Origin of the sequence: Pandoraea capi (assembly GCF_902459735.1) — a bacterium.
Lineage (GTDB): Bacteria > Pseudomonadota > Gammaproteobacteria > Burkholderiales > Burkholderiaceae > Pandoraea > Pandoraea capi.
In genome coordinates this window covers 1-22,987 of sequence record NZ_CABPRV010000007.1, presented here as the reverse complement: position 1 = coordinate 22,987, position 22,987 = coordinate 1, and the positions used below count along the sequence as shown (strand labels likewise).

At 61.7% G+C, this 22,987-nt stretch carries 17 protein-coding genes; 11 read left to right on the top strand and 6 right to left on the bottom strand.

Annotated features, from left to right (window positions below; genetic code table 11):
• Positions 1-100 precede the first annotated feature (100 nt).
• The gene (locus PCA20602_RS15045; RefSeq protein ID WP_425495672.1) at positions 101-2,599 is read right to left on the bottom strand and encodes a penicillin-binding protein 1A; all 2,499 of its coding nucleotides are present in this window, start codon (positions 2,597-2,599) and stop codon (positions 101-103) included.
• A gap of 299 nt (positions 2,600-2,898) precedes the next feature.
• On the opposite strand from PCA20602_RS15045, the gene PCA20602_RS15040 reads away from it, so the two are divergent.
• From PCA20602_RS15040 to PCA20602_RS15030, 3 genes are all read left to right on the top strand, one after another.
• Positions 2,899-3,585, top strand: a complete 687-nt coding sequence (locus PCA20602_RS15040) for an OmpW/AlkL family protein (RefSeq protein ID WP_150721929.1) — start codon at positions 2,899-2,901, stop codon at positions 3,583-3,585.
• 247 nt (positions 3,586-3,832) lie between these two features.
• The gene (locus PCA20602_RS15035) at positions 3,833-4,339 is read left to right on the top strand and encodes a DUF2946 family protein (RefSeq protein WP_150721928.1); all 507 of its coding nucleotides are present in this window, start codon (positions 3,833-3,835) and stop codon (positions 4,337-4,339) included.
• Positions 4,340-4,532: 193 nt separating this feature from the next.
• The gene (locus PCA20602_RS15030; protein ID WP_246182176.1) at positions 4,533-6,806 is read left to right on the top strand and encodes a TonB-dependent receptor family protein; all 2,274 of its coding nucleotides are present in this window, start codon (positions 4,533-4,535) and stop codon (positions 6,804-6,806) included.
• A 108-nt stretch (positions 6,807-6,914) separates the two neighbouring features.
• On the opposite strand, the gene PCA20602_RS15025 is transcribed toward PCA20602_RS15030, so the two are convergent.
• The gene (locus PCA20602_RS15025; protein ID WP_150721927.1) at positions 6,915-7,487 is read right to left on the bottom strand and encodes a cytochrome b; all 573 of its coding nucleotides are present in this window, start codon (positions 7,485-7,487) and stop codon (positions 6,915-6,917) included.
• Positions 7,488-8,076: 589 nt separating this feature from the next.
• Between PCA20602_RS15025 and PCA20602_RS15020 the strand changes: the two genes are divergently transcribed.
• Together PCA20602_RS15020 and PCA20602_RS15015 are read left to right on the top strand one after the other, a co-directional pair.
• The gene (locus PCA20602_RS15020; protein ID WP_150721926.1) at positions 8,077-8,910 is read left to right on the top strand and encodes an aldo/keto reductase; all 834 of its coding nucleotides are present in this window, start codon (positions 8,077-8,079) and stop codon (positions 8,908-8,910) included.
• Positions 8,911-8,992: 82 nt separating this feature from the next.
• Complete coding sequence (locus PCA20602_RS15015) at positions 8,993-10,261, top strand: NAD(P)/FAD-dependent oxidoreductase (RefSeq protein ID WP_150721925.1); 1,269 nt, start codon at positions 8,993-8,995, stop codon at positions 10,259-10,261.
• 52 nt (positions 10,262-10,313) lie between these two features.
• Here the strand turns inward: PCA20602_RS15015 and PCA20602_RS15010 are convergent, their stop codons facing one another.
• Positions 10,314-11,315, bottom strand: a complete 1,002-nt coding sequence (locus PCA20602_RS15010) for an LLM class flavin-dependent oxidoreductase (protein WP_150721924.1) — start codon at positions 11,313-11,315, stop codon at positions 10,314-10,316.
• A 151-nt stretch (positions 11,316-11,466) separates the two neighbouring features.
• Between PCA20602_RS15010 and PCA20602_RS15005 the strand changes: the two genes are divergently transcribed.
• The 3 genes from PCA20602_RS15005 (at position 11,467) to PCA20602_RS14995 (ending at position 14,738) form a co-directional block, all read left to right on the top strand.
• Positions 11,467-11,880, top strand: a complete 414-nt coding sequence (locus PCA20602_RS15005) for a winged helix-turn-helix transcriptional regulator (RefSeq protein WP_150721923.1) — start codon at positions 11,467-11,469, stop codon at positions 11,878-11,880.
• A gap of 272 nt (positions 11,881-12,152) precedes the next feature.
• Positions 12,153-13,289, top strand: a complete 1,137-nt coding sequence (locus PCA20602_RS15000; RefSeq protein ID WP_150721922.1) for a patatin-like phospholipase family protein — start codon at positions 12,153-12,155, stop codon at positions 13,287-13,289.
• Entirely contained in the window at positions 13,290-14,738 is a 1,449-nt protein-coding gene (locus PCA20602_RS14995) for a GntP family permease (RefSeq protein WP_150721921.1), read from the top strand.
• Positions 14,739-14,894: 156 nt separating this feature from the next.
• On the opposite strand, the gene PCA20602_RS14990 is transcribed toward PCA20602_RS14995, so the two are convergent.
• From PCA20602_RS14990 to PCA20602_RS14980, 3 genes are all read right to left on the bottom strand, one after another.
• Positions 14,895-15,875, bottom strand: coding sequence for a M14 family metallopeptidase (locus tag PCA20602_RS14990; protein WP_150721920.1), 981 nt, complete (start codon positions 15,873-15,875; stop codon positions 14,895-14,897).
• Between the two features lie 124 nt (positions 15,876-15,999).
• Positions 16,000-17,319, bottom strand: coding sequence for an MFS transporter (locus tag PCA20602_RS14985; protein WP_150721919.1), 1,320 nt, complete (start codon positions 17,317-17,319; stop codon positions 16,000-16,002).
• Between the two features lie 592 nt (positions 17,320-17,911).
• Positions 17,912-18,889, bottom strand: a complete 978-nt coding sequence (locus tag PCA20602_RS14980; protein WP_174981168.1) for a M48 family metalloprotease — start codon at positions 18,887-18,889, stop codon at positions 17,912-17,914.
• A 401-nt stretch (positions 18,890-19,290) separates the two neighbouring features.
• Here PCA20602_RS14980 and PCA20602_RS14975 point away from each other — a divergent pair, with 401 nt between their 5' ends.
• The 3 genes from PCA20602_RS14975 (at position 19,291) to PCA20602_RS14965 (ending at position 22,894) form a co-directional block, all read left to right on the top strand.
• Positions 19,291-20,433 (top strand): hypothetical protein, encoded by a 1,143-nt coding sequence (locus PCA20602_RS14975; protein ID WP_150721917.1) that lies wholly within the window; start codon positions 19,291-19,293, stop codon positions 20,431-20,433.
• 6 nt (positions 20,434-20,439) lie between these two features.
• Complete coding sequence (locus PCA20602_RS14970; RefSeq protein ID WP_150721916.1) at positions 20,440-22,650, top strand: phosphoribosyltransferase; 2,211 nt, start codon at positions 20,440-20,442, stop codon at positions 22,648-22,650.
• Between the two features lie 79 nt (positions 22,651-22,729).
• On the top strand, positions 22,730-22,894 hold the full coding sequence (locus tag PCA20602_RS14965; protein ID WP_150721915.1) for an AAA family ATPase: 165 nt from the start codon (positions 22,730-22,732) through the stop codon (positions 22,892-22,894).
• The last annotated feature ends 93 nt before the right edge of the window (positions 22,895-22,987 follow it).

The window sequence follows — 22,987 nt, the reverse complement described above, 5'->3', positions numbered from 1 at the left end:
CATGGTGCAAAGGCTGCGGCAGACGCATTCGGTCACCGCTATATATTCATGAATATAGCGCAAGCCATAACAGGCTAGTCATGAGAATGTCGCATAACTGTTATTGGATTTCGGATGCGGCGTTCGAGGCGGGAGACGGTGATGCCGACGCGCCCCCCGGGCCGTTCCATTCCCCCGGCACACCGGGAATCGTGTTTCCATACGGTGCGCTGGCGGGCGCCTGATACTCCGGCTGCGCCAGTACCGCCGACGCGACAGGGACCGGCAGCGGCCCGCTATCGCTCGCGACCTCCGGCGTCGACACCGTCGGACTCGTTGGCGCGGGCGCCGGTGCAGGCGCCGCCGGACGCTTCACCGGCGCCTTGGTCTTCGGCTCGGGCTTTTTCGCGAAAAGGCTTGTCACCCAGTCGGAAGCACGCGTCCAAAGATCGCTATACCAATGGTGGTTATCCGGCGCGTCGAACTTCGCACTGCCGTCAATGACCTTGGCACGCAGGGCCCGTGAGAATACGTCACCCACGATCGGCAAGGCGCTGTGCGCCCCCTGCCCCCAATAGTCGCTACGCAATGTGATTCGACTGTCGTTGAACCCGACCCACGCGCCGGCCACCAGTTGCGGCTGCATGAGGATGAACCAGCCATCGGTGTTGTTCTGCGTCGTCCCGGTCTTGCCCGCGACGTCGGCACGAATGCCGAATCGCGTGCGAATGGCGTTGCCCGTGCCTCGATTGATGACCCCGCGCATCGTATCGAGCAACGTGTAATCGTCGTCCTTCGACAGCGCTCGCTCGGGACGCGCCGGCGAGAACGTCGCCAGCACCTCGCCTTCGCTGTTCGTGATTTCCGTCACCATCGTCGGCTCGCGATACTCGCCACCGTCCGCGATGGTGCCGTAAGCCGCCACCATCTCCTTGAGCGAGACAGGGCTCGTGCCGAGCGCCAGCGAGGGCACCGGGTCGAGCTTGCTCTCGCGCACGCCCATCGCACGCGCCAGCCCGACGACACGCGACGGTCCGACATCCTGCATCAACTGTGCCGTGACAGTGTTGCGCGACTGCGCGAGCGCGTCGCTCAGTTTCATCGGCTTGTTGGTCGGGGCTGTGTCGTCGCTGGGACGCCAGATCTCGCCCCCGGCAAGCGGGATTTCGACAGGCTGATCGACGATCGTGTCATCCGGCGAGCGGCCCTTGATAAACGCCGCGCCGTAGACGAACGGCTTGAATGTCGATCCCGGCTGGCGACGCGCCTGCTGAACGTGATCGAACGGGTCCGTCGTAAAGTCACGGCTACCCACCCACGCACGAATCTCCCCCGTACGCGGATCGAGAGCGAGGAACCCCGCCTGCAAACGTGTCTTGGTTGCACGCAGGTTCTGCATGAACGTCTTGTCGGCGAACAGGCGCTTCATGACGGCTTCAGGCGCTTCACCCGCCGCAACCGCGTTGCGATACTCCGCCGACTCCCGCACAAACGTCTGCACGAGTGCCGTGCTGTCACGCCAGCCGCCGCGCGCCGACCAGTTCGCATCGGCAATCGTCTGCAACTGATTCGCCTGACGCGTGAGCGCCTGCGTCGCCATCGTCTGCAAACGCGAATCGATGGTGGTGTGCACCACCAGACCGTCGGAGTAAATGTTGTAGTCGTTGCGATCCGCCCAGCCGATCAGCCATTTGCGCAGTTGCTGCGCGAAGTGCGGCGCCGGGCCGGGTTCTTCCGTCTGACGCTCGAAGTCGATGCGCAGCGGACGCTTTTGCAGCGCGGCGAGTTTCGACGCATCGAGATCGCCGAACTTGACCATCTGCGCGAGCACGGTGTTACGGCGTTGCAGCGCCCGCTCGGGATTGATCACCGGATTGTAATAGCTGTTGCCCTTGAGCATGCCGACGAGCGTGGCGGCTTCGACGACATCCAACTGATCGGCCGACTTGTCGAAGTAGGTGCGGGCAGCCATTTCGATGCCGTACGCGTTGTACAGGAACGGCACCGTGTTCAGGTACGTCTCGAGAATCTCGGGCTTGGTGTACAGCGCTTCGATCTTGAGGGCCGTGATGGCCTCCTTGATCTTGCGAGTCAGCGTCGGGGCACGACCGATTTCGTCGGGGTACAGGTTGCGCGCGAGCTGCTGCGTGATCGTCGAGCCGCCCTGACGATCGCCGGAGAACGTACGAAGCGCCGCCCCTGCCGTGCGCTTGAGGTCAATGCCGTGGTGCTCGTAGAAGCGATGGTCTTCGGTCGACACCAGCGCCTTCACGACATTGGGCGACACATCCTTGAGCGACACCCATTCGCGATTCGACGGCCGGAATTCGGCGAGCACTTTGCCGTCGGCAGACAGCACTTGCGCGGGCTGGTCGATCTTCGCCCGCCGGATATCGCGAATGCTCGGCGTGAACGGAATCAGGATCAGCGTGTAGGCGACGAGCAGACACGGCAACGCGGCAATGGCGATCAGCACCCCGCGACGCGTGGGGTGACGCAGGTGATACCAGCCGCGTGCGGCGTAAGGATGCAGCGGCTGCAACAGTCGCAGACCATACCGGCCCGCCTGGGCGACGGTCTGCAACAACGATGAAAACAGCGACGAAATCGGGCGCTTCACGATGAGGGACAGCGTGGCAAAGTCCGCATCCTACCAAAACCGGCAGGCCTGCCCGGCGGACGAGCGATGAGGGCCGTGTCGGCATCGGCCGGGACCGATGTCTCTCGCCGACACACGTCGACCATCGCCATGACATTGTCGTGGGTCGGAATCACGTGTCACAACGCCGCACCTCACCGCGTTCGCGACAGTTTGTCGCACACGGCACACGCGTTTCCCCTTGCTTGACGCGCATCAAATTCGGCAACGCCGCAGGCTTCTACCATCGCTCGTGCTCACTCACGACTTTGGAAAACATCATGAAGCACTCACTCGGCGCCGCGGCCATCGCAGCCGCACTGGTTGCCGGGGCCGGCCTGTTCAGTGCACCGGCCGCCGCGCAAAGCACCACGCCCGACACCCCGAAGACCTTCGGCTTCATCAAGGACAGCTCACAGGGCATTTACGCCGGAGACATCCTCGCCCGCGTGCGCGCGATCGGCATCATGCCCGACTCCCACGCAAGCGGCAGCGTGCTGCCGACGCTCGGCGTCACGGTGAACAATGCCATCGTGCCGGAGCTCGACTTCACGTACATGATTCTCGACAACGTCGGCGTCGAACTCATTCTCGGCATGTCGCGTCACCAGCTCACGTCGAGCCTCGGGCATCTGGGCGGTGTCAACGTCCTGCCGCCGACGCTGCTGTTGCAGTACCACTTCAATCACGCAGGCAAGGTCCGTCCGTATGTCGGCGCGGGGATCAACTACACGCGCTTCTGGAACAGCAATCTGAACGCGGGCGGCACGCCCATCGACATCAAGAACCACAGCGTAGGTCCGGCCCTGCAAGCCGGGGTCGATATTCAGATGACGAAAAACCTGTTCTTCAACATCGACATCAAGAAAATCTGGATGAAGACGGATACCTCGCTCGCAGGCACTGATCTCGGCACCCTTCACATCGATCCGCTCATCGTCGGCGTCGGTGTGGGGATGAAGTTCTGATATCCGGTGCAGGGCGCCACGCGCGGCGCCACGCGCTGGGGGGCCGTGGCGTCCTCTTTTTTTGGTTCCGGGCAGCGATGCGTCAAATTGTCGCGCCCTCCCTACATGCGAACGCAAGGCATTTACGCCGCAAGACGACAGCCCCTACAATGCCTGGTTCCCTGAGCGCCGCGCTTATCCGATAGCGTCATCACGTTATCGCGCGACGCCTTCGGTTTCGCCCATTTCCCCTGAACCCGGCCAAGGCATGCGCAAGCTCCGTCAGCATCGCGTCGCAATCGGGATCGCCCTGCTGGCGATCCTGCTGGCCGCGCTCATGCCGGCGATTGCGCAATGGCGTGCCGCGATGCAGCAGGACCCGTTTGCGGTCTATTGCACGGTGCAGGGCACGCAAACGGCACAAACGGCGCTCGGGACGAAGACCACGCCGCGTGCCGACGCCCAACGTCAGCCGACGCACGACGGGCACACTGGTCACGACGACGCCCAGGCGCCGCCCGCACAGGCCCAACCGGCGGGCCTGCATAGCAGCCACGGTGGCGCAGACCATTCCCTCGCCTCCGAAGACCACTGGGAAAAGTGCGGCTATTGCGCGCTCTGGGCGCATCAACCGCTCGTCACAACCGATTTTCATACCCCCCCGCCTGCCGCGCAGACTGGCATCGCTGCCGCCCCCCGGGCACCGGTGTCGCACGATCCGCGCGCCCGTTTCTCCGACGCCTTAGCGCGTGCGCCGCCGTCTCTCGCCGTTTGATCGTTACTGCCTCCGCGCATTGCCTGTCGATGCCGGCGGCGTCTGTCGTGCGTACTGAGTTCCGATAGCTCGCGTTGTCGTACGCGCATCCCGCGTGGATGCGCCGCATGCCGTGCCTGCGAGGAACACGTCAGTTGCGCTCGCCACCCCACGTTCATCAGGCGACCGTCGTACGGTCGCGAGAGAGACATTCATGTCACGTTCCACGATGCAGAAGCCGTTGCAAACGGCCATCGCGCTCGCCCTGGCCTCGCTGGGCGGCACCGCACACGCACTCACTAACGATCCGGCAACCACTGGCCTGAGCGTCGCCGTCGATGCGACGCACGCCTCCACGCACACCGGCAAGCATACAGACACCTATACGGCCGCGTTCGTGCCCGGCGCAGCAGCGGCTGCGCCGACGGAAGCGTCCCCGCTATTACTGGCGCAGACGACCGTCCCGGCCGCTCCGGGAAGCACGGCCGCCCAGGTGGCGACGTTACCCGCCACAAACGTCGTAGCGCCCGCGGAATCGCTCACGTCACCGAGCGTCGAGGAGCAGAAGGCCAACCTTTTCCAGACGGCGGGTTCGGTCGGCTTCGTCGACGCCGACAGCTACCAGAACACTTACGCCTTCAACCTGCGCGACGTGTTGAAGGACAGTCCCGGCGTGTTCGTGCAGAACCGGTATGGCCAGGAGTTGCGCGTGTCGATTCGCGGCTCGGGCATTGCACGCGGCTACCATGTCCGTGGCCTCGAAATCCTGCAAGACGGCATTCCGACGAACTCGGCCGACGGCAGCGGCGATTACTACCAGATCGACCCGATGGGGCTGCGCTCGACCGAAATCTACAAGGGCGGCAACGGCCTCACCTACGGCGCCACGACGCTCGGCGGCGCACTCAACTTTGTGACCCCCACGGCCTACACCGCAGAGGCGCCCAACCAGTTCCGTCTCGAAGGCGGCAGCTTCGGCACCGTGCGGGCCAGTGGCCAGATGTCGCGAATCTTCGGACCGCTCGACGCGCTGGCCACCGTCACGCTCAACCGCTCGGACGGTTACCGTGACCACGCTAAAGGCAACTACGCCCAGATCAACGCCAACATCGGCTATAAGTTCTCGCCACGCGTGGAAACGCGATTCTTCTTCGGCGCGTACATCGTCGATCAGAAGCTGCCCGGCACGCTGTCTCTGTTCGACGCGCTCAACAATCCCACGAAGGCCGCCGCTTCGGCCGTCTCCGGGGATCAGGCGCGTAACACCCGCACCGAGCGGCTCGGCAACCTGACGACCCTCCGGTTCGACGTCGGCCAACTCGACATCGCCTCGTGGGTCATTCACAAGAGCCTGTACCACCCGATCTTCCAGGTCATCGATCAGGACGGCTGGACCTACGGCGTCGCACCTCGCTACACCGCCAACCTGACGCTTGGGGGCATGCGCAACGACCTGATCGTCGGCGCGCGCTTCTTCGGTGGCAACACGAAGGCGGATCAGTATGTGAACGTGAACGGTAATCGCGGCGCGCAAACGCTCGACTCCCGTCAGAGTGCCTACAACTACGAAGCGTATTTCGAGAACCGTCTGTTCTTCCTGCCCACGCTGGGCCTGATGGTCGGCGCCAAGGCCTATCGCGACGTTCGTCAGTACATCGACTACGGGGGTCTGCCGGGGGACGTGAATTACCGGTCGACAAGCGCCGCCTACTCCGGCGTCAACCCCAAGATCGGCCTGATCTGGGAGCCGCGCAAGGACATCCAGGCTTTCATCGACGTGACGCGCAGCGCCGACGTGCCGGACTTCACCGACCTCTCGCAAACGTTCGGGGCAACATCGCGCTTCGTGCCGCTGGCTTCGCAGCATGCGTGGACGATCGAAGCCGGCACCCGAGGCAAGCTCGATCGCGTGGCGTGGGACGTCACCGCCTACCGCTCGCTCGTGCGCGATCAACTGCTTCAGTACACGACGAACCCTGACGTTCCGGCGTCCACGTTCAACGCGAACAAGACGGTATTGCAAGGCCTTGAACTCGGTGCATCTGTCGATTTGTTAAAGAACGTCGTGGCCACCGGCGATCGCATCACGCTGTCGCAAATCTGGAACTACAGCGATTTCCGTTTCCGCGACGATCCGCAATACGGCAACAACCGCATCGCCGGCGTGCCGACACAAGTGCTGCGCACGACCCTGGGTTACGCGCTCACGAACCGCTTCCAGATTGCGGCATCGCTGGACTGGGTGCCGACCGGCGCGTGGGTCGACTATGCCAATACGATGCGCGTGCCCGGGTACACGCTGATCGGCTTGCAGGCGTCGTATCTGGTGCAACGCGGCGTGATGTTCTACGTCGACGCCCGCAATCTGACCGACAAGCGTTACGTCTCGGACTTCAGCACCGTGACCGATGCCCGGACCGCCAACACTGCCGTGTTCTATCCGGGTGACGGGCGCAGTGTGTTCGCGGGTGTCAGGTTCGCGTTTTGATCGATGGCTGGCGCTGGCTCGACAAGCGCCGGCTGAGGGCATCCGCGATGTGCAACGTCGTTCATGGCGTTGCACGTCGCCCGCTTCCGGTCGACAGGACAATTGGCGTTACATCATGCGACGCAGCGTGTCGTCGCGACGGAAGTAGTGGTGCCATAGCGCCGCCAGGGCGTGCAAGCCGATAACCCAGTAGAACGCGCTTCCCAGCGTCTCGTGAATCTCCTTGATGGAGCGGCGCAGTTCAACGTCCTTCCCCACGAACTGCGGCAACGCGATATCCAGCCCCGGAATCGTGAGGACATGCCCACCTGCGTTTAACGTCAGGTAGCCCAACACCGGCTGCGCGAAGAGGAACGCGTAAAGCAACAAATGCACGAGAGACGACCCCACGCGCACCAGCCATCCCTGACCGGGCAACGCCGCAGGTGCGCCTTTGACAAGTCGCCACAGCAACCTCGGCACCGCCAACACCAGCACGGCAATCCCCGCCCATTCGTGAATCGTCATCGCCAGCGCACGCGGCGCACTCCCTTTGGGCAGGTATCCCTTCGTGATCACCGCGGCATAGGCAACCACGATCAGCAACGCGATCGCCCAATGAAAAAAGATCGCCGGCGGTGCGTAACGCTCGACTGACATGAGCGACGGGCCGAGTGAATTGAACTTGATCGCTTTGGCCATCTCGTGGGGACTCCTGTGCTGTTTTGGGGGGTATCTCCCATTATCGCGGTCGTCCCATGTCACGAAAAGGTCGCAAATCGTCACATTTTGTTACTCGAATTCGCTAACGACATTCGGATTCCTCCTTCCCATGGCTAGACGAACCATGCCGACAATATGTCCTTGGCGCTTGCCCGTAAGGGCTTCGCGCTTCATCGATGACCTCCTTGGCCGGCGCGCCTCCGGCCGGCCTTTAAAGCCCCGTTCGCGGGGCTTTCTTTTTTTCGTCGCAACAATCCAACACGTTGGAACCGACATCGCGAGCCGATGCACATCGCGGAAGCCATCACCGAGCCGTCTCGCTGCGGAGCAACATTTGCAATGTGCATCGGTGAAGCCAGCTTATCGCGACGCCCCGGAAAAAAGCTTGTGAACTATCCGAGAGATCGAGGGTACGAATGCAAAAGCGGAGATGTCCGTACCGTGCCTAGGACGAATCCGAGTCAAAAGATAGGACGGCACCTCGAAGTGTTGCGCGAAGCCCTCAAGGCACTGGTCATCGCTCGACTTGCAGGCTGATAATGATCACAAAAATCCAGGAGGACAGATCATGCGAAACATCACTTTCCCTCAGGGCGACACCGTGCCGGTGCTGGGTCAGGGCACATGGATGATGGGCGAGAAGCCCGAGCGGCGTCGCGAAGAAATCGCTGCGTTACGGCTTGGGGTCTCGTTGGGCATGACGCTGGTGGACACCGCAGAAATGTACGGCGAAGGGGCGACGGAGCGTCTCGTCGGCGAAGCGCTCGACGGGCTGCGCGACGAAGTGTTCCTCGTGAGCAAGGTCTATCCGCACAACGCCTCGCGACGCGGTGTGATCGCCGCCTGCGAGCGAAGTCTCGCCCGCTTGCAGACCGATCGCATCGATCTCTATCTGCTGCACTGGCGTGGCGACGTACCGCTCGAAGAAACGATTGCCGGCTTCGAAGCCTTGATCGACGCCGGCAAGATTCGCCAATGGGGCGTGAGCAACTTCGATACGGACGACATGGAGGAGCTGTTCGACGCGCCGGGCGGCGACGCATGCGCCACGGATCAGGTGCTGTTCAATCTCTCGCGACGCGGCCCCGAGTACGATCTGGCGCCGTGGCTCGCCGCCAGAAAGCTGCCGATGATGGCGTACTCCCCCATCGAACAGGGCCGGTTGCCGACGAGCGGCGTTCTGGGTGACATCGCCCGCAAACGCCACGTCGAACCGTTGCAGATCGCGCTCGCCTGGGTGTTGAGCCGACCGGGCGTCATTGCCATCCCGAAAGCCGGATCGGAAGCGCACGTCCGCGCCAACCGGGCGGCTCATGACATCGCGCTGACGGCCGAAGAACTCTCGCTGCTCGATCATCACTTCGAGGCGCCGTCGCGCAAGCGGCCGCTAGAAATGATCTGATCGGCGGCAAACGACGAAGCGCTCGGTCGTAGCTGCGCGAGGCAGTACACTAGGCGTTTCCGAATTTTTGCAGGACGGCTTCATGAGCGCTTCGCATCCCGTCGTCGTTATCGGGGGCGGTTTAGTCGGCGTATGTACCGCCGCCTATCTTCAACGTGCCGGGCACCGCGTCACCATCGTCGACCGGCATTCGGCGCGACAGGCCGCCTCTCTCGGTAACGCCGGTTGTATCAACGGCTCGTCGGTCGTTCCTATCGCCATGCCCGGCGTGATGTGGCAAGTGCCGGGTTGGCTGATGCAACCGGATGGACCGCTGGTGCTGCGCTGGCGCTACTTGCCGCGTATGGTGCCGTGGCTCGCGCGCTTCGTCGCGGCCAGTCAGCCGGCCCGAGTCGCCGCGCAGGCCCGCGCGTTGCGCGCCCTGCTTGGCCCGGCGCTCGACGCCTATCAGCCACTGCTCGACGACGCCGATGCCAACGATCTGGTCACGCGTCGCGGCTACCTGATCGCCTACTCCAGTCAGAGCGGCATGACGGGCGACGAAGGCGGCATGGCGCTGCGCCGTGACAACGGCGTGCAAATCGAAACGCTGGATGCGGGCGCACTGCGCGAATTCGAGCCGACGCTATCCAACGATTTCATCGGCGCACGCTTTATCAGCGAGACGGGGCACACGTCCGATCCCGGCGCGTTGCTTGCCCGTCTGACGGCGCAGGTGGTGGCGCGTGGCGGTCGCGTCGTCGATGCCGGCGCTACGGCAATCGAGACCAACGGGGCGCACGCCGTTGCGGTGCATACCGACAAGGGGCGCGAGGCGGCGAGCGCGGTTGTGGTTGCCGCGGGCGCCTGGTCGGCACCGTTCGTGCGTCAGTTGGGCGACAGCATCGTCTTCGACACCGAGCGCGGCTATCACGTGGAAATCCCGGCACCTGATGAAGTGCCGTCGCGCCCGGTGATGTGGGCGGAGGGCAAGTTGTTCGCCACGCCGATGGACGGTCGCCTGCGTGGTGCGGGGACGGTCGAACTCGCAGGTCTTCAGGCGCCGCCGAACTGGCGACGTGCCGATCTGCTGCTGGGCCAGCTTCACAAGATGTTCCCCCGCGCGGTGCAAGGCGTGAAGTCGACGCAGTCGGTCGAGGGCGCGCGCTGGCAGGGTTTCCGTCCGAGCACGCCTGACTCTTTGCCGGTGCTCGGCGCCGCATCGAAGGTGCCCAACGCTTTCTACGCCTTCGGACACGGGCACGTCGGGTTGACGGCCGCCGCGTCCACGGGGCGCACGATCGCAGGGCTGGTGAGCGGCGAGCGGCCGACGATCGACCTCTCGCCATTTTCTATCGGGCGCTTCCGGTAATCGGGCGATATCGTAGCGTCGAAGCGTTACGGAAGCCGCGCTCGCTGGCGTCTCAATCCTTCCAGACGGACGCCACGATATCGCACGAGCGCAAGCGCAGCGCCGGGTCGTACATATCGGTGACGAGCATCAGCTCATCGGCTTGCGTGCGCTCGACGAGATCGGATAACCCCGCTTTCACGCGCTCCGCCCCCCCCACGACGGCCACGCCGAGGAAGGCTTCCACCGAGTGCTGCTCGGCCGGATCCCAACGCGCGTCCATGTCGTGCACGGGCGGCTGCAACTTCAGGCTCTGTCCGCGCATGAGCGCCAGAATCTTCTGCTGCGACGACGTCGCCAGGAATGCCGCCTCCTCATCGGTCGGCGCGGCAATCACCGGCGCACCGACCATGACATACGGCTTGTCCAGCACCGCCGACGGGCGGAACAGTTCACGGTAGATGCGGATCGCGTCGAAAAGGAAACGTGGCGCGAAGTGCGACGCGAACGCGTAGGGCAGTCCCAGATGCGCAGCCAGTTGCGCGGAATAGAGTGACGATCCCAACAGCCAGACCGGGATATCGCTCCCGGCGCCCGGCGTCGCGACAAGCCGCTGCCCCGGCTGGGCCGGTGCGAGCAACGCACGCAGCTCGGCCACTTGCTCGGGGAAGTCGTCGCCATTGCCCAGCCGGTCACGACGCAATGCGCGCATCGTCGCCTGATCCGCGCCGGGCGCACGCCCCAGCCCCAGATCGATGCGGCCCGGGTACAGCGCCGCCAACGTACCGAATTGTTCCGCGATGACCAACGGCGGATGGTTGGGCAACATCACACCGCCAGAGCCCACCCGGATACGCGACGTCTTGTCCGCCACGTGACCGATCAGCAGCGAGGTCGCCGAACTCGCAATGCCGTCCATGTTGTGGTGCTCGGCCAGCCAGAACCGCGTGAATCCCAGACGTTCGACGTGCTGGGCGAGTTCCGTGGATTGTTTCAGGGCTTCGGCCACCGTGCCGCCGGCGCGCACCGGCACCAGATCGAGCAACGAGAGGGCTGTCTTCGACAAACTGCTCATGGGGTTCTCCGTTAGCTTGTGCGCATCGCCCCGCCGTCGACTCCGGGATCACTCACATGGGGTGACGCGCACTATCGCCACAAAGTATAGTGACGAAGGGTCGAAATCCCCAGTAGGCACCTTTTAGTTGAATAGTCACCATTTGGTTACCATGAACAATCGCGAACCCTTCGTCTTCGAGGAAACCTGCGTGCCGCGCCGCGTACTGGAGCTCTTCAGCGTGAAGTGGACGAGCATGGTGCTCTACGCATTGCAGTGCGGCACCACGCGCACTGGCGAGTTGCAGCGTCGGTTGCCGGGCATCTCGAAGAAAATGCTCACTCAGACGCTACGCGAACTGGAGCGCGACGGGCTGATTCACCGGGAGGTGTACGCCGTCGTGCCGCCCAAGGTCGAGTATTCGCTCACCCCGCTTGGCGAGTTGTTCATCGAACCGATCGAGATGCTGTACCGCTGGGGCAACCGGCACGCCGACGTGCTCGCGCAACTGAGTCTGCGGCGCGGCAGGCCGTTGCAGGCGGAAACGACCAGCGAAGACGCCGTCGACGCCTACGCAAACCCCTAACCCTCACATCGTTCCCACCGCCGGGTACGGCAGCGTTCTCCCCCTCATCGCCGTTCAGCATAAGTATTGCGTCGTCCCCGCCCCTGCTGTGCGCAAGGCATGCGCACGGCGTAGCCCTCGCACCGGGCCACCCCACCATGAGGTTGCCCAATTCATATTTATCTGAGACAGTGGTCATGTTGCAGCGCAAACTGCGTACCCCCTGCAACGGTACTCTCGTAACGAACCCGCGGCCAGCGCCTATCTGTGCAGTGCCGCATCGCCGAGGGACTATGCCACGCTCCCAATCCCCCAAGCGGGCGCAGCACGCCACCCGCACCGCTAACGCGACCCGCACGCCGCCCGGTGCGCGCGCCACTGGCCGCACCGCACTCCCGATCGATCTCGCCCTTCAGGGCGGTGGCGCGCACGGCGCGTTCACCTGGGGGGGGCTCGACCGTCTGCTCGAAGCAATTTCGCACGACACGGCCAACGCGCCATTTCGCATCGAAGGCATCTCGGGCACGTCCGCAGGCGCCATGAACGCCGCCGTGCTGGCCACCGGCTACGCCCGGGGCGGTCCCGACGCGGCACGCGGCGCCCTCGAACAGTTCTGGCGCGACGTCGCCCACGCCGGCCGGTTCAGTCCGTTGCGCCGCACACCGCTCGACATCGTGCTAGGCCGCTGGTCGCTCGACAACTCGCCGTTCTTCATGTTCTTCGATCTGGCCGCGCGCGTCGTCTCGCCATACGATCTGTCGCCGCTCGAATTCAATCCGCTGCGTCGTCTGCTGGCCGATCACATCGATTTCGACGGCATCTCCCGCGCCGGTCAGACGAACCCCATCCAACTCTTCATCACCGCCACCAACGTGCGCACCGGACGCGGCCGTGTCTTCCGCAACGCCGAGATCACCCCGGACGTGCTGCTCGCCTCGGCCTGCCTGCCCATGCTCTATCGCGCCGTCGAAATCGACGGGGAACCCTACTGGGACGGCGGCTACGCGGGCAATCCGTCGATCACGCCGCTGGTGCGCGAAACGGTGTCGTGCGACACGATCCTCGTGCAGGTCAATCCGGTCGAGCGTCACGAAGTGCCTCGCTCCGCGCGCGAGATCCTGAACCGCGTGAACGAGGTCTCGTTCAACGCCACGCTGCTCAAGGAACTGCGCATGATTGCGGTGTTGCGTAAGGTCGTGGATGCGGGGAGCGACGAGGGCAAGCGCTGGGCGCAAATGCGTATGCACCGGATTGCCAGCAGCATGATGACGGCGCTCGGCTACTCGTCGAAGCTCTCGGCCGAATGGGATTTCCTCGTGATGTTGCGCGACGAGGGACGCCGCTGCGCCGATACCTTCCTGCGCGAGCACAGCGCCGATCTCGGCCGCCGGTCGTCGCTGGACCTCGATCCGTTCCAGGAGGCCCTCTGAATGGAGCTTGCCGGCATTCTGATCGGCCTGGCGCTACTCGTCTGGCTGGCCTATCGCGGATGGAGCGTCTTGCTGCTCGCCCCTGCGGCCGCCATGCTCGCGGCCGCACTCTCCGGCGAGCCGATTCTCGCGCACTGGACGCAAACGTTCATGCAGAACGCGGCGCGCTTCGTCGCGCAATTCTTCCCGTTGTTCCTGCTCGGCGCGCTCTTCGGCAAGCTGATGGAAGACAGCGGGGCGGTACGGGCCATCGCCGCGTTCCTCACGGACAAACTCGGTGCACGTCGCGCGATGTTCGCGGTGGTACTCGGTGGCGCGCTGGTCACCTACGGCGGCGTGAGCCTGTTCGTGGCGTTCTTCGTACTCGCGCCCATGGCACACGCCCTCTTTCGCGAGGCGAACATTCCGGTGCGGCTGATGCCCGCCGCGATCGCGCTGGGCACATCGACCTTCACCATGTCGGCGATGCCCGGCACGCCTGCCATCCAGAACGCGATTCCCATGCCCTTCTTCGGCACCACGCCGTTCGCGGCGCCGGGACTGGGGCTGATGGCGTCCGCGATCATGCTCGGCGTGGGCCTGCGGTGGCTCACGTGGCGTGAAGCGCAAGCGCGTCGCGCCGGCCACGGCTACGCGCAGACGGAGGTCTGGGACAAAGCCGCCGATCCGACCGTGGTGCGCGAGCGTGCCAGCGTGGCGCGCGAGTTCGATCCGGCCGAAATCGAGCAGGGACACCGCAGCGACGCCTTGCCGGGCATCCTCACCGCGGCGTTGCCGCTGATCGTGGTGATCGGCGCGAACTTCGTAATGAACGTGATCGTCTTCCCCCGGCTCGACGCCAGCTTCCTCGCCGAGCCGAGATGGGGGCGCATTACGTTGCAGAGCGTGGCGGGTGTCTGGGGCGTATGCGTGGCACTGGCCAGCGCCATCGTCGTGCTGGTGATACTGCAATGGCGACGTCTGCCCGCACTGCGCAAGACGATGGACGCCGGCGCCAATGCCTCCGTGCTGCCGATCATGTGCACGGCGAGCCTCGTCGGCTACGGCGGTGTCATTGCCGCACTGCCGGGTTTCGAACTCGTGCGCGACTGGGTGTTGTCCATCGAGGGCGGTCCGCTCGTCTCGCTCGCCCTGTCCGCGAACCTGCTCGCGGCGATCACGGGTTCCGCGTCGGGCGGCCTGACGATCGCCCTCGACGCGCTCGGCCCGGCGTACGTCAGCCTCGCCGCACAGCATGGCATCGATCCGGCGCTGATGCACCGTGTGGCGGTCATCGCTTCCGGCACACTCGACAGTCTTCCGCATAACGGTGCCGTGGTGACGCTGCTCGCGGTGTGCGGCAGCACGCATCGTGATAGCTATCTGGATATCGTCATGACAAGCATCGTGAGCGCATTGATCGCGCTCGTCGCCGTCATCGTCGTCGGCTCATTGGTCGGGACATTCTGACGCCACGGCGTACGTCCCCTGGAAGCCACAACGTCGACGCTCGTCAGCATTCGCAATGCGCAGAGGCCAACGCGGACGAAAAAAAATGGGCCGGTGCAATACCGGCCCACGCGACATCTCAGGCATCCCGACGCCATCCCGCGCCCGCAAGACGCCTCAGCGATCGAGCAAACGTCCCAGACGCATCATCGTCACATTCACGCCGAGATGACGCATCGACGGCTGCACGATCACGCAGTTGTCATACGGCGTGACGATGACTTCATCGCCGTCGCGGGCGATTTCGGTCCCGGCCTTCTCGATCACTTCGAGTCCCGTGAACGGTTGCGAGAAACGGAAATCCATCGAACGCGCCACAACCGGCTGCGTGATCTCGACAAACTTCTGCGGTCCGGTCGTTTGCGTCAGGAACTGCGCGACGTCCGCCTGCGCGACCACACCGGCATGCAGCAGGAAGCGCGCAGCGCTGTCGAGCGCCACATCGCGTGCGCTCCTGGCGAAGTGCTGGCCCGTTTCGATGAGCAGTGCGTTCTTCGGGCTGGCCGGATTGCCGAAGCCGCCGTAGTCGCGCATACGCGTGCCGTTGGCGTGGCCCTTGTCGATGATCACGTGCTCGGGCGTGCCAAGCTCGGCGGCCAGCGCAATCGCCTTCTCCAGCGGGCCGGTCATCATCAGCGGCGCCGAGGCTTCGTGCATCGAATGAATGTCGAGCAGCAGATCGACCGTATCGATGAAAGGACGCATGGCGCGTGCGCGCGTCAGCTCACGGCTTTGACGCTCGCCGTCGAGCGTCGACGCCGTCCAGACCCGGTTCATGTCTTCGTCGAGAAAGCGCGTGGCGTCGGCGTTCTCGGCGCTGAATTGCTCGTAGGCGCCAACATTGCCGAAACCGAGCGACAGGCGTCCCGTAACGGGACGCAGGCCCGACGCCAGCAGCGAATCGACGGCAATCGCGCCGCTGACTTCGTTGCCATGGGTGAGCGCGAGAATCATCACGTGCTTGCCGGGCTTGCCGCTATCGAACGTGTGCAGATAGTCGATGCCGGTATTGCCCTCGCGCCAACGGGTAATGTCCGGGAACGAGACTTCGATGGGGTACGCCGGCAAGGCGGCGCGAATCGCTTCGAGCGTGGTCATGGATAGTGCTCCGCAGGGATGCCACAAAAAAGGTGACGACGTCGCGCAAGGGGAGAGGCGGACGTCGTCGTTGCGGCTGAAATCAGTGCATCGGGTGTGGGTGCTAATGCGCGTCAGGCACGCTTCAGGCCTTCGTGGCGCGCGGCGACCCGTGCGCGACACCCACAATCTTGCCGGCTCGCACGCGACGGCCGAGTGCGGTAACGGCAGCGATACTGAGCACGGCCGTCGTCATCACATAGAAACTCGGGGCGAGCTTGTTATGTGTGGCGTCGATGAGCCAGGTCACGATCAGCGGGGCGAAGCCGCCGAACAGCGTCACCGAGAAGTTGTACGACAGCGCCAGTCCGGTCCCGCGTGTGCTTGTCGGGAAGATGTCGGCGAGCAGCGCAGGCAGCGGCGCCAGACTCACGGCGATGAGCAGACCGACCAGCGCCTGCACGAGGAGCAGCGTCTGGAACGTCGGGTAGCGGTTGAGCAGGACGAACAGCGGGTACGTCGTCGCGCCCACGGCGATGAGCGCCCAGAGCATCACGCGAATACGGCCGAAGCGATCCGACATGTGGCCCACGACGGGCGCGGCAATCATCAGCATCACGCCGGTCACGACGGCGCCGATGAACGACGACGTCGCCGGGATATGCAGTTGCTTGACGGCATACGTCGGCATGTACAGCTTGTGCACGTAGTTGAACGCGGTGGCTGCGGCAACCACACCGGCGCCGAGCAGCATGTTGGCGCGGTCGCGGCCGAAGACTTCGCGCAGCGGCGACTTCTCGCGTTGCTTCTCGCCGAGCTTCTTGAAGTCGGCGGTCTCGTCGATGTTGCGGCGAATGTAGAGGCCGACCGGTCCGATGAGCAGGCCCACGGCGAAGGCAATACGCCAGCCCCATGCGCTCAGTTGATCAGCGGTGAGCAGCAGGCTCAGCAGCGCGGAGACACCGGCGGCGAGCACCGTCGCGAGACCTTGCGTGGACATCTGCCAGCTCGCGAAGAAACCGCGACGCTTGGCGTCGGCGTGCTCGACCATGAATGCCGTGGCGGCGCCGAACTCACCGCCCGTCGAGAAGCCTTGCAGCATGCGCGCGACGATGATCATGAGCGGCGAAAGGATGCCGATCTGCTCGTAGGTCGGCGCGAACGCGATCATGGCGGTACCGACCATCATCAGGCCGATGGACACCGTGAGCGACGCCTTGCGGCCAGCGCGGTCGGCGTAGCTGCCGAGAATGATCGAGCCCAGCGGGCGCGTGACGAACGAGATCCCGAACGTGCCCACGGAGAGCAGCAGCGAGGTGGTCGCGTCGTGCGAGGGGAAGAACAACTGGCCGATCACGATGGCGAAATAGCCATAGATCAGCAGGTCGTAGAACTCAAGTGCGTTGCCGATACTCGCCGCGCAGATTTCGCGCCACGGGTTATGGGGTTTGGTGTTACCGGTCATGCCTGCTCCTCTGGATCGCTGGCGTTGAAAATCGATATGTCGACGCCCGGAAGCGCGCGTGCGCACGCCGGACCGTCTGCCAGTCTCAGGAAGCGGAGTGTAGGCGGAGGAAAATGCCGCTTCGTGCCGTTTCGGCACGCAGAGGTGCTGATCGGGTGCTGATTGGGGTCAGAGGTGATGCAAAACAATGAACTCCGTCACGAAACAATGAACTCCGTAACGGGATTCGGCGAACATTTTCATGCTGCAACGCGGCAAACCGCTTGTTGCATGGCACTGCAGCATCTCGCCGAATCGAACGGCCCTTGCTACACGTCGGCAGCCTGGGGGTTGTGCTAACGACTTCGATCGAAGAGCCACTTGCAGCCATAGTGGACGCTTGGGATGCTCTTTGTTGACTACAAATTAGCAAGGGCTATCCAATGCGGAAGCCCAGCGCTTGCCGTGCAACGGCGAGACCGAGGCTCAACTGACTTCAGCATTGGTCCGCCGTGTAGCCGTCGGCTGAGGGGCCGTCCCCTCAACGAGAAACCGTAGACAGGTTCTACGAGCAACGCGTCCACCACGCATCACTCAATCGTGCGCAACCACGTCACGCGATGTCGATATCCGCCACCGCTGAATCGTCCGAATCAACGCCCAAGCCGATAGCGATTTTCCGAATTCTTCGCTTTCTCTCTTCTATCGGCGGATGTGAGTCAAAAATGCTTATGGCACTCCGCGAGCAAATCTGTCCCATACCAAGTAGGTCCAGAGCAGATAACATTGCCTGCGGCCCGGTCATATATGCTGCACCGACATCCGCAGCGAACTCCCGTTCACGACTGTAAGCAGAAAACCCCCATTCGAGAAGCCTCCCCAATCCGGCCGAACCAATGATGACGAGAACAGCAGCGGCAGCAACCTTCGCGAACGGCAATAGACCATTCCCCACGCTCTCGATAGAGTGCCTCACGTCCCCCCAATAGATACCCAATAGCAACAACAGGACTGCCGAGCCGAGCATCCAAGGCAACACCTTCTTAAATACCTGCTTGGCCATCGTTGCAAGGAGAAATGGGTAGACCCGAAGAAAACAATTAAATGCAAGAACAAATGCTTTGCTCTTCGAGTCGCCGCTCCTAATATGAGCCACTTCATGCGCCCCAATTGCTAACAGTTGCACATGACTAGCCTTCGACAGTAATGCCGACGAGAAACCAATCACAGACCGATTGCCGAAAATCGAAGAAATAGCAAAAGCGTTGATCTCTTCCGAATGGTAGACACCGATACTCACCGGGTGGGGTAATTGATCGAGCACCGAGGAGAGTCGCATAGCGAGTGTCGGGTCATGTGTCATCTGCAACTCATTGTTGGCGTAGTCAACCACGCTCGTGACATATCGAACAGTCACAAACGCGGGGAGTAACAGTACTGCGCAAACAAAGCCAGCGATTCGTCGAAGCGCTTCATGCTGAAAACCAAGATTTTCTGCTGCGAAGAGGTACGCAACGGATAGAACAAAAGCTACAGAAAACACAAAAAGCGTAGTCTTCGCAATTTTTGGGTAAGCGTTGATGCCGATCATGTATATTCGCATTTCGACTCGGGTGTGACAGTCGCTCGACAGCTATTCCCGGAACACTATTATCGGCGTCCGTCGGCCAAATTTTAGTTGCGCTCCGTAGCAGTATGAAGCTAAAGGCCCGCGCCATCGCTCCGCGCGATGTGGGCGTGCCTGTTTAAATCATCTCACCAGCCCATCCCCGGCTTTATCAAGGATTGAGTGAAAGATGCCTTGATCGACCAACAGGAATTCAAGGATATCAACAAAAACGCAAACGCGAATTGGTTCATGAAAGTTCCAGATGCGCTCACTATATGGCATGATGAATGTCTCTATCTCACTGGGAGCGCGGGAATTTTCACTTATACCGCGCAGAAAGTTCCGGCACTTGAGATCGGCCGCCACATCTCGGGATATCGCATATGACATTCGTCCGAATCCAAGATAGAACGTCCATTGCAGATGTTCTATCTTGGCGACTGGCTGCGTGCAACACCATCAACTTGGCCCGCAGATCCGCATTTGAACCTGGCGCACAAGCGTTGGCGCTCTCATTACTCGCGTCGATCCGGATTGGCCGAGACGCGCCGATCCTCGTATGCGACTTCGACGAGCCTAAAGGCATCGAGGAGCTTGAAGGAACACCGCTCGCATCACCGTTCGGATTCGCGCTATCGCGATTGGTGTCCCAGATCCAGTTTAGTAACGGCTTAGCATCGCCCACACTAAAGCCGCTTCTTGGGGGGATGTACAAATCAAGTCAAGGCGTTTTTGGCAAAGGAACGAGCCGTGCGGTGGTCTTCCCCGACCCGGTTTTTCAAATTGCACCAGCACTCTCCACGAGAAATGCTACATCGGCCGATATTTTCCCGTCTCCCTCGGCGTTCTCTGTCCTGCTGAATTCCGAAGTTGAGTCGTTGGGATTTCGTCGCGCGCTCGGATCCTCTGAGGAGTCCGGCATTGTCGCGTTCGTTTACGAAGCACTCCGTAACAGTTTGGAGCACGGCCTCCCGCAAGGCTCTGTGCGTAAATCGAGAAGCACGCGAGCCCTCATACTTGAAAAAATAGTTCTTCAAAGTGCAGAACTCTCTTCACGCCACCTATCGGAAGATTTAAAGGAGTACCTTCTTCGAATTTTCGAGGCGAACAAGTCAGACCTCGGCCTCGGTGTCCTTTGTATTTCCGTGGCAGATCAAGGGAGCGGTATTCAAAGCACGTTGCCAGTAAAAGCAGAGCTTCCGCAAGAATCTGCAGTGGAACGCTTGGCAAGAGCCTTTCTGCCCGGTGAGAGCAGAAAACCCGTCGGCGTCATCAAGCGAGGCCTTGGCTTACCTAGCGTCATCTCGGCAGCTCACAGCCTACAAGCCCTACTGAGAATCTCGTCGGGTAACCTCGTCGCGGAGCAGGACTTCTCACTCGGGGAGGACAAATACCCCCGACTGAATCTGGAGTCTATTCACGAAGTACCCAGTGAAACAGTTTTCGGCACATGCATTTCCATTTTCGTCCCTGAGTTTGCGATCGATCGGGATCAACCTAGTCTCTTTTCTCGCCCCCGCGGTTGACCAGGTATGGACTTCGCATTCAGCGACTTCCTCGTCGAGACCCCAGGAGACCTAGACCATGCGGTTGCTCAAATCTCGGACGCCAATATTCGTGATGCACGCGGCATTGTCTTGCGAACGCATGCAACGCTGTGGCGCAACCTCACCCAACAGAATTCCCCTCCCGCCAATTTTGAAGAATGTCTAAAGGCCGTGAGCCGCCGTGCTCCTGGCATTAATTTGTATCTGATGCCTGACGGCCACAGCCTTGCTGAGCACTGGTTTGCCAACGGAGCTCTAAATGCGCCGCTGCAGGTATTGGACGGTGTGACGGGATCGCAAACACACACGCACGTAAGCGGCAGCGAGCTTGAAACTATCCGGACCGCCGAGCTCAACAGCATTTTCAATCGAGGGAAGGCGAGAAGCGTCATATGTGCGAGCGAAAACTATCACTTTTCGCTACCTTCCGGCGCCCACGCAACGCAGTTTATCCGGCTTGCGGATGCGTTCACAGACATTGCGATCGTCGACCAAGTTGCGTATTGGCTATCACTGGAAATCAAAACTCGCGCACAGATGGAAACGTCTGGGATTCATGCTCTTCTAGTAGATCATCCCAGCATGCTCATCCTTGCGGCTCGAGCTCAACTGCTTCTCCCGATCCCCCTCGAAGTAGCGGCTTTCCCGATGTATCCGTCGGACGTTGAATCACGCACAGCAACGATAGAGTTGCTGGGCAGAGTTGCCGCGCGGTGCGGATCTGTATTCGTAGCCATTGGGGTTGCGTCGACAGGTCGGCTCGCCAACTTCATACAAGACTGGGCCGAAAAGGAAAGAGTTGGTCCAGTAGACGTGATCGTACTTTACGCGGTACAAGAACTCATGCAGACAGTCTCGCTCTGCAACGTTCGGCTACCGGAATACAAACACTATGAAAGTGAGGCGGATTGCAAACTTTGCGGATCCAACAGCTCCGCCGTCAAAGTCCATTCGTCGAGTTACCTTATCGGACAAACGTCCAACACAGTCGTTCCGCTGCCCCCAAGGTACTTCGAGCAACAGAAATCCTTCCTACAAAGATGGGGGCATCACGACGGCGTACTTCGGGTGCACTACGACGATCCCAATGAAGCGACAGCTCGTCACCACGCGTATTACATTGATGTTAGTTCGCTGCTTGATATCTCCGATTTTCAAGCGGAGTTAACGGCTAGCGCACGGAAATTTGAACCGCAACCTGACGTCATTGTGTGCCCCGATCATGCAACAGCAAGGCGGCTCGGAAAACTGATAGCGGACGCCGTTGGGCGACCACTAGTCGTTCTGGATTCTCATGTCATCGCGAGCGGCTCGGGCCCCGTTGATGACAATCTTCACGACGCGAATTGCGCACTCATTCTGGATGACGTATTGATTACCGGTGATCGGCTCAAGTCTATCAATCGTTTTCTAAGAGAGAAGCGATCCCAGCGCGCCCCGAAACTCTCACACATCCAATATTGGACCGTGCTGGCCACGCCGTCGTCTGACGCCGACTATCGGAAGTTCGTCACTGGCATGACCACTAGGCACAAATGGAAATCCACTGTCAGTCATTGCTATACCGTCCCTCTTCCCAATTGGCATGACGCTCCGACGTGCCCCTGGTGCATTGAGCAGCACCTTCTCACACGATTGGCACAAGGCGAGGGGCAACTAGACGGGGTGCTGTCGGAACGGATAGCTCATTTGACAACGACGACTGCCGGGGTGTCCACTGCCCCATTCTATTCCGCGCCCCATGCGGCACAGACCCCCGTGCTTGGTGCCGAGTCGGTGGTGCTTCACCAAGGGGCTACCGCGATGCAGGTGTTGTTTGCCTGCGCCAGCGCAGTGCAGCAGTTAAGAACGACAGATGACAAGCCGCTGAATGCTGACTTGTTCCCCACCCCTACCTTCATGGCAAGAAATGTACTGTCTGATTTTTACACCGAACGGCTCATATGGCTTGGCTTGATTCGGTCTCTAAAGGGCAAAGAACTTGACCCCGCCCTACGAGCCTTTCTGGTGTCCGCAGCACTGGATACGGGAGACGCTCAACAAAATATCATTTCCGGCGAGCTCGCTGTCGCGTGGGCGTTGGGGAAATTAGGTGCCATCCCTGCGACGCAGGGCGTGGAAGCATTCTTTCGGGGCGAGGGAATGTCGTGGGACACGTTGTACGGCTGCGGCCTCGTAGATAAAACTGCGAAGTGACCTGCCAGTATCCCAAGGCGGGGCGCTTTTTCCTGAAAAGCCGCATTCAACGAATAAAATCAACTCAACGGGGCAAAAAATGAAGCTGATTTCCCTTGCGATCAAGAACTTTCGTTGTTACCGCGAGGAAATGATTGTACCGATATCCGACCTAACGACGCTTGTCGGCAAGAACGACATCGGAAAATCTTCGATCCTTGAGGCGCTTGAAATATTCTTCAACAACGACACAGTGAAGATCTGACCTGCCCCCTTCAATAGGGCCAATGGGCTTCTAGCAAAGTCCCGTTAAACCAACTCCTGGAAAGCGGCAGGAGCGTCCGCGGTTGCTCGATGT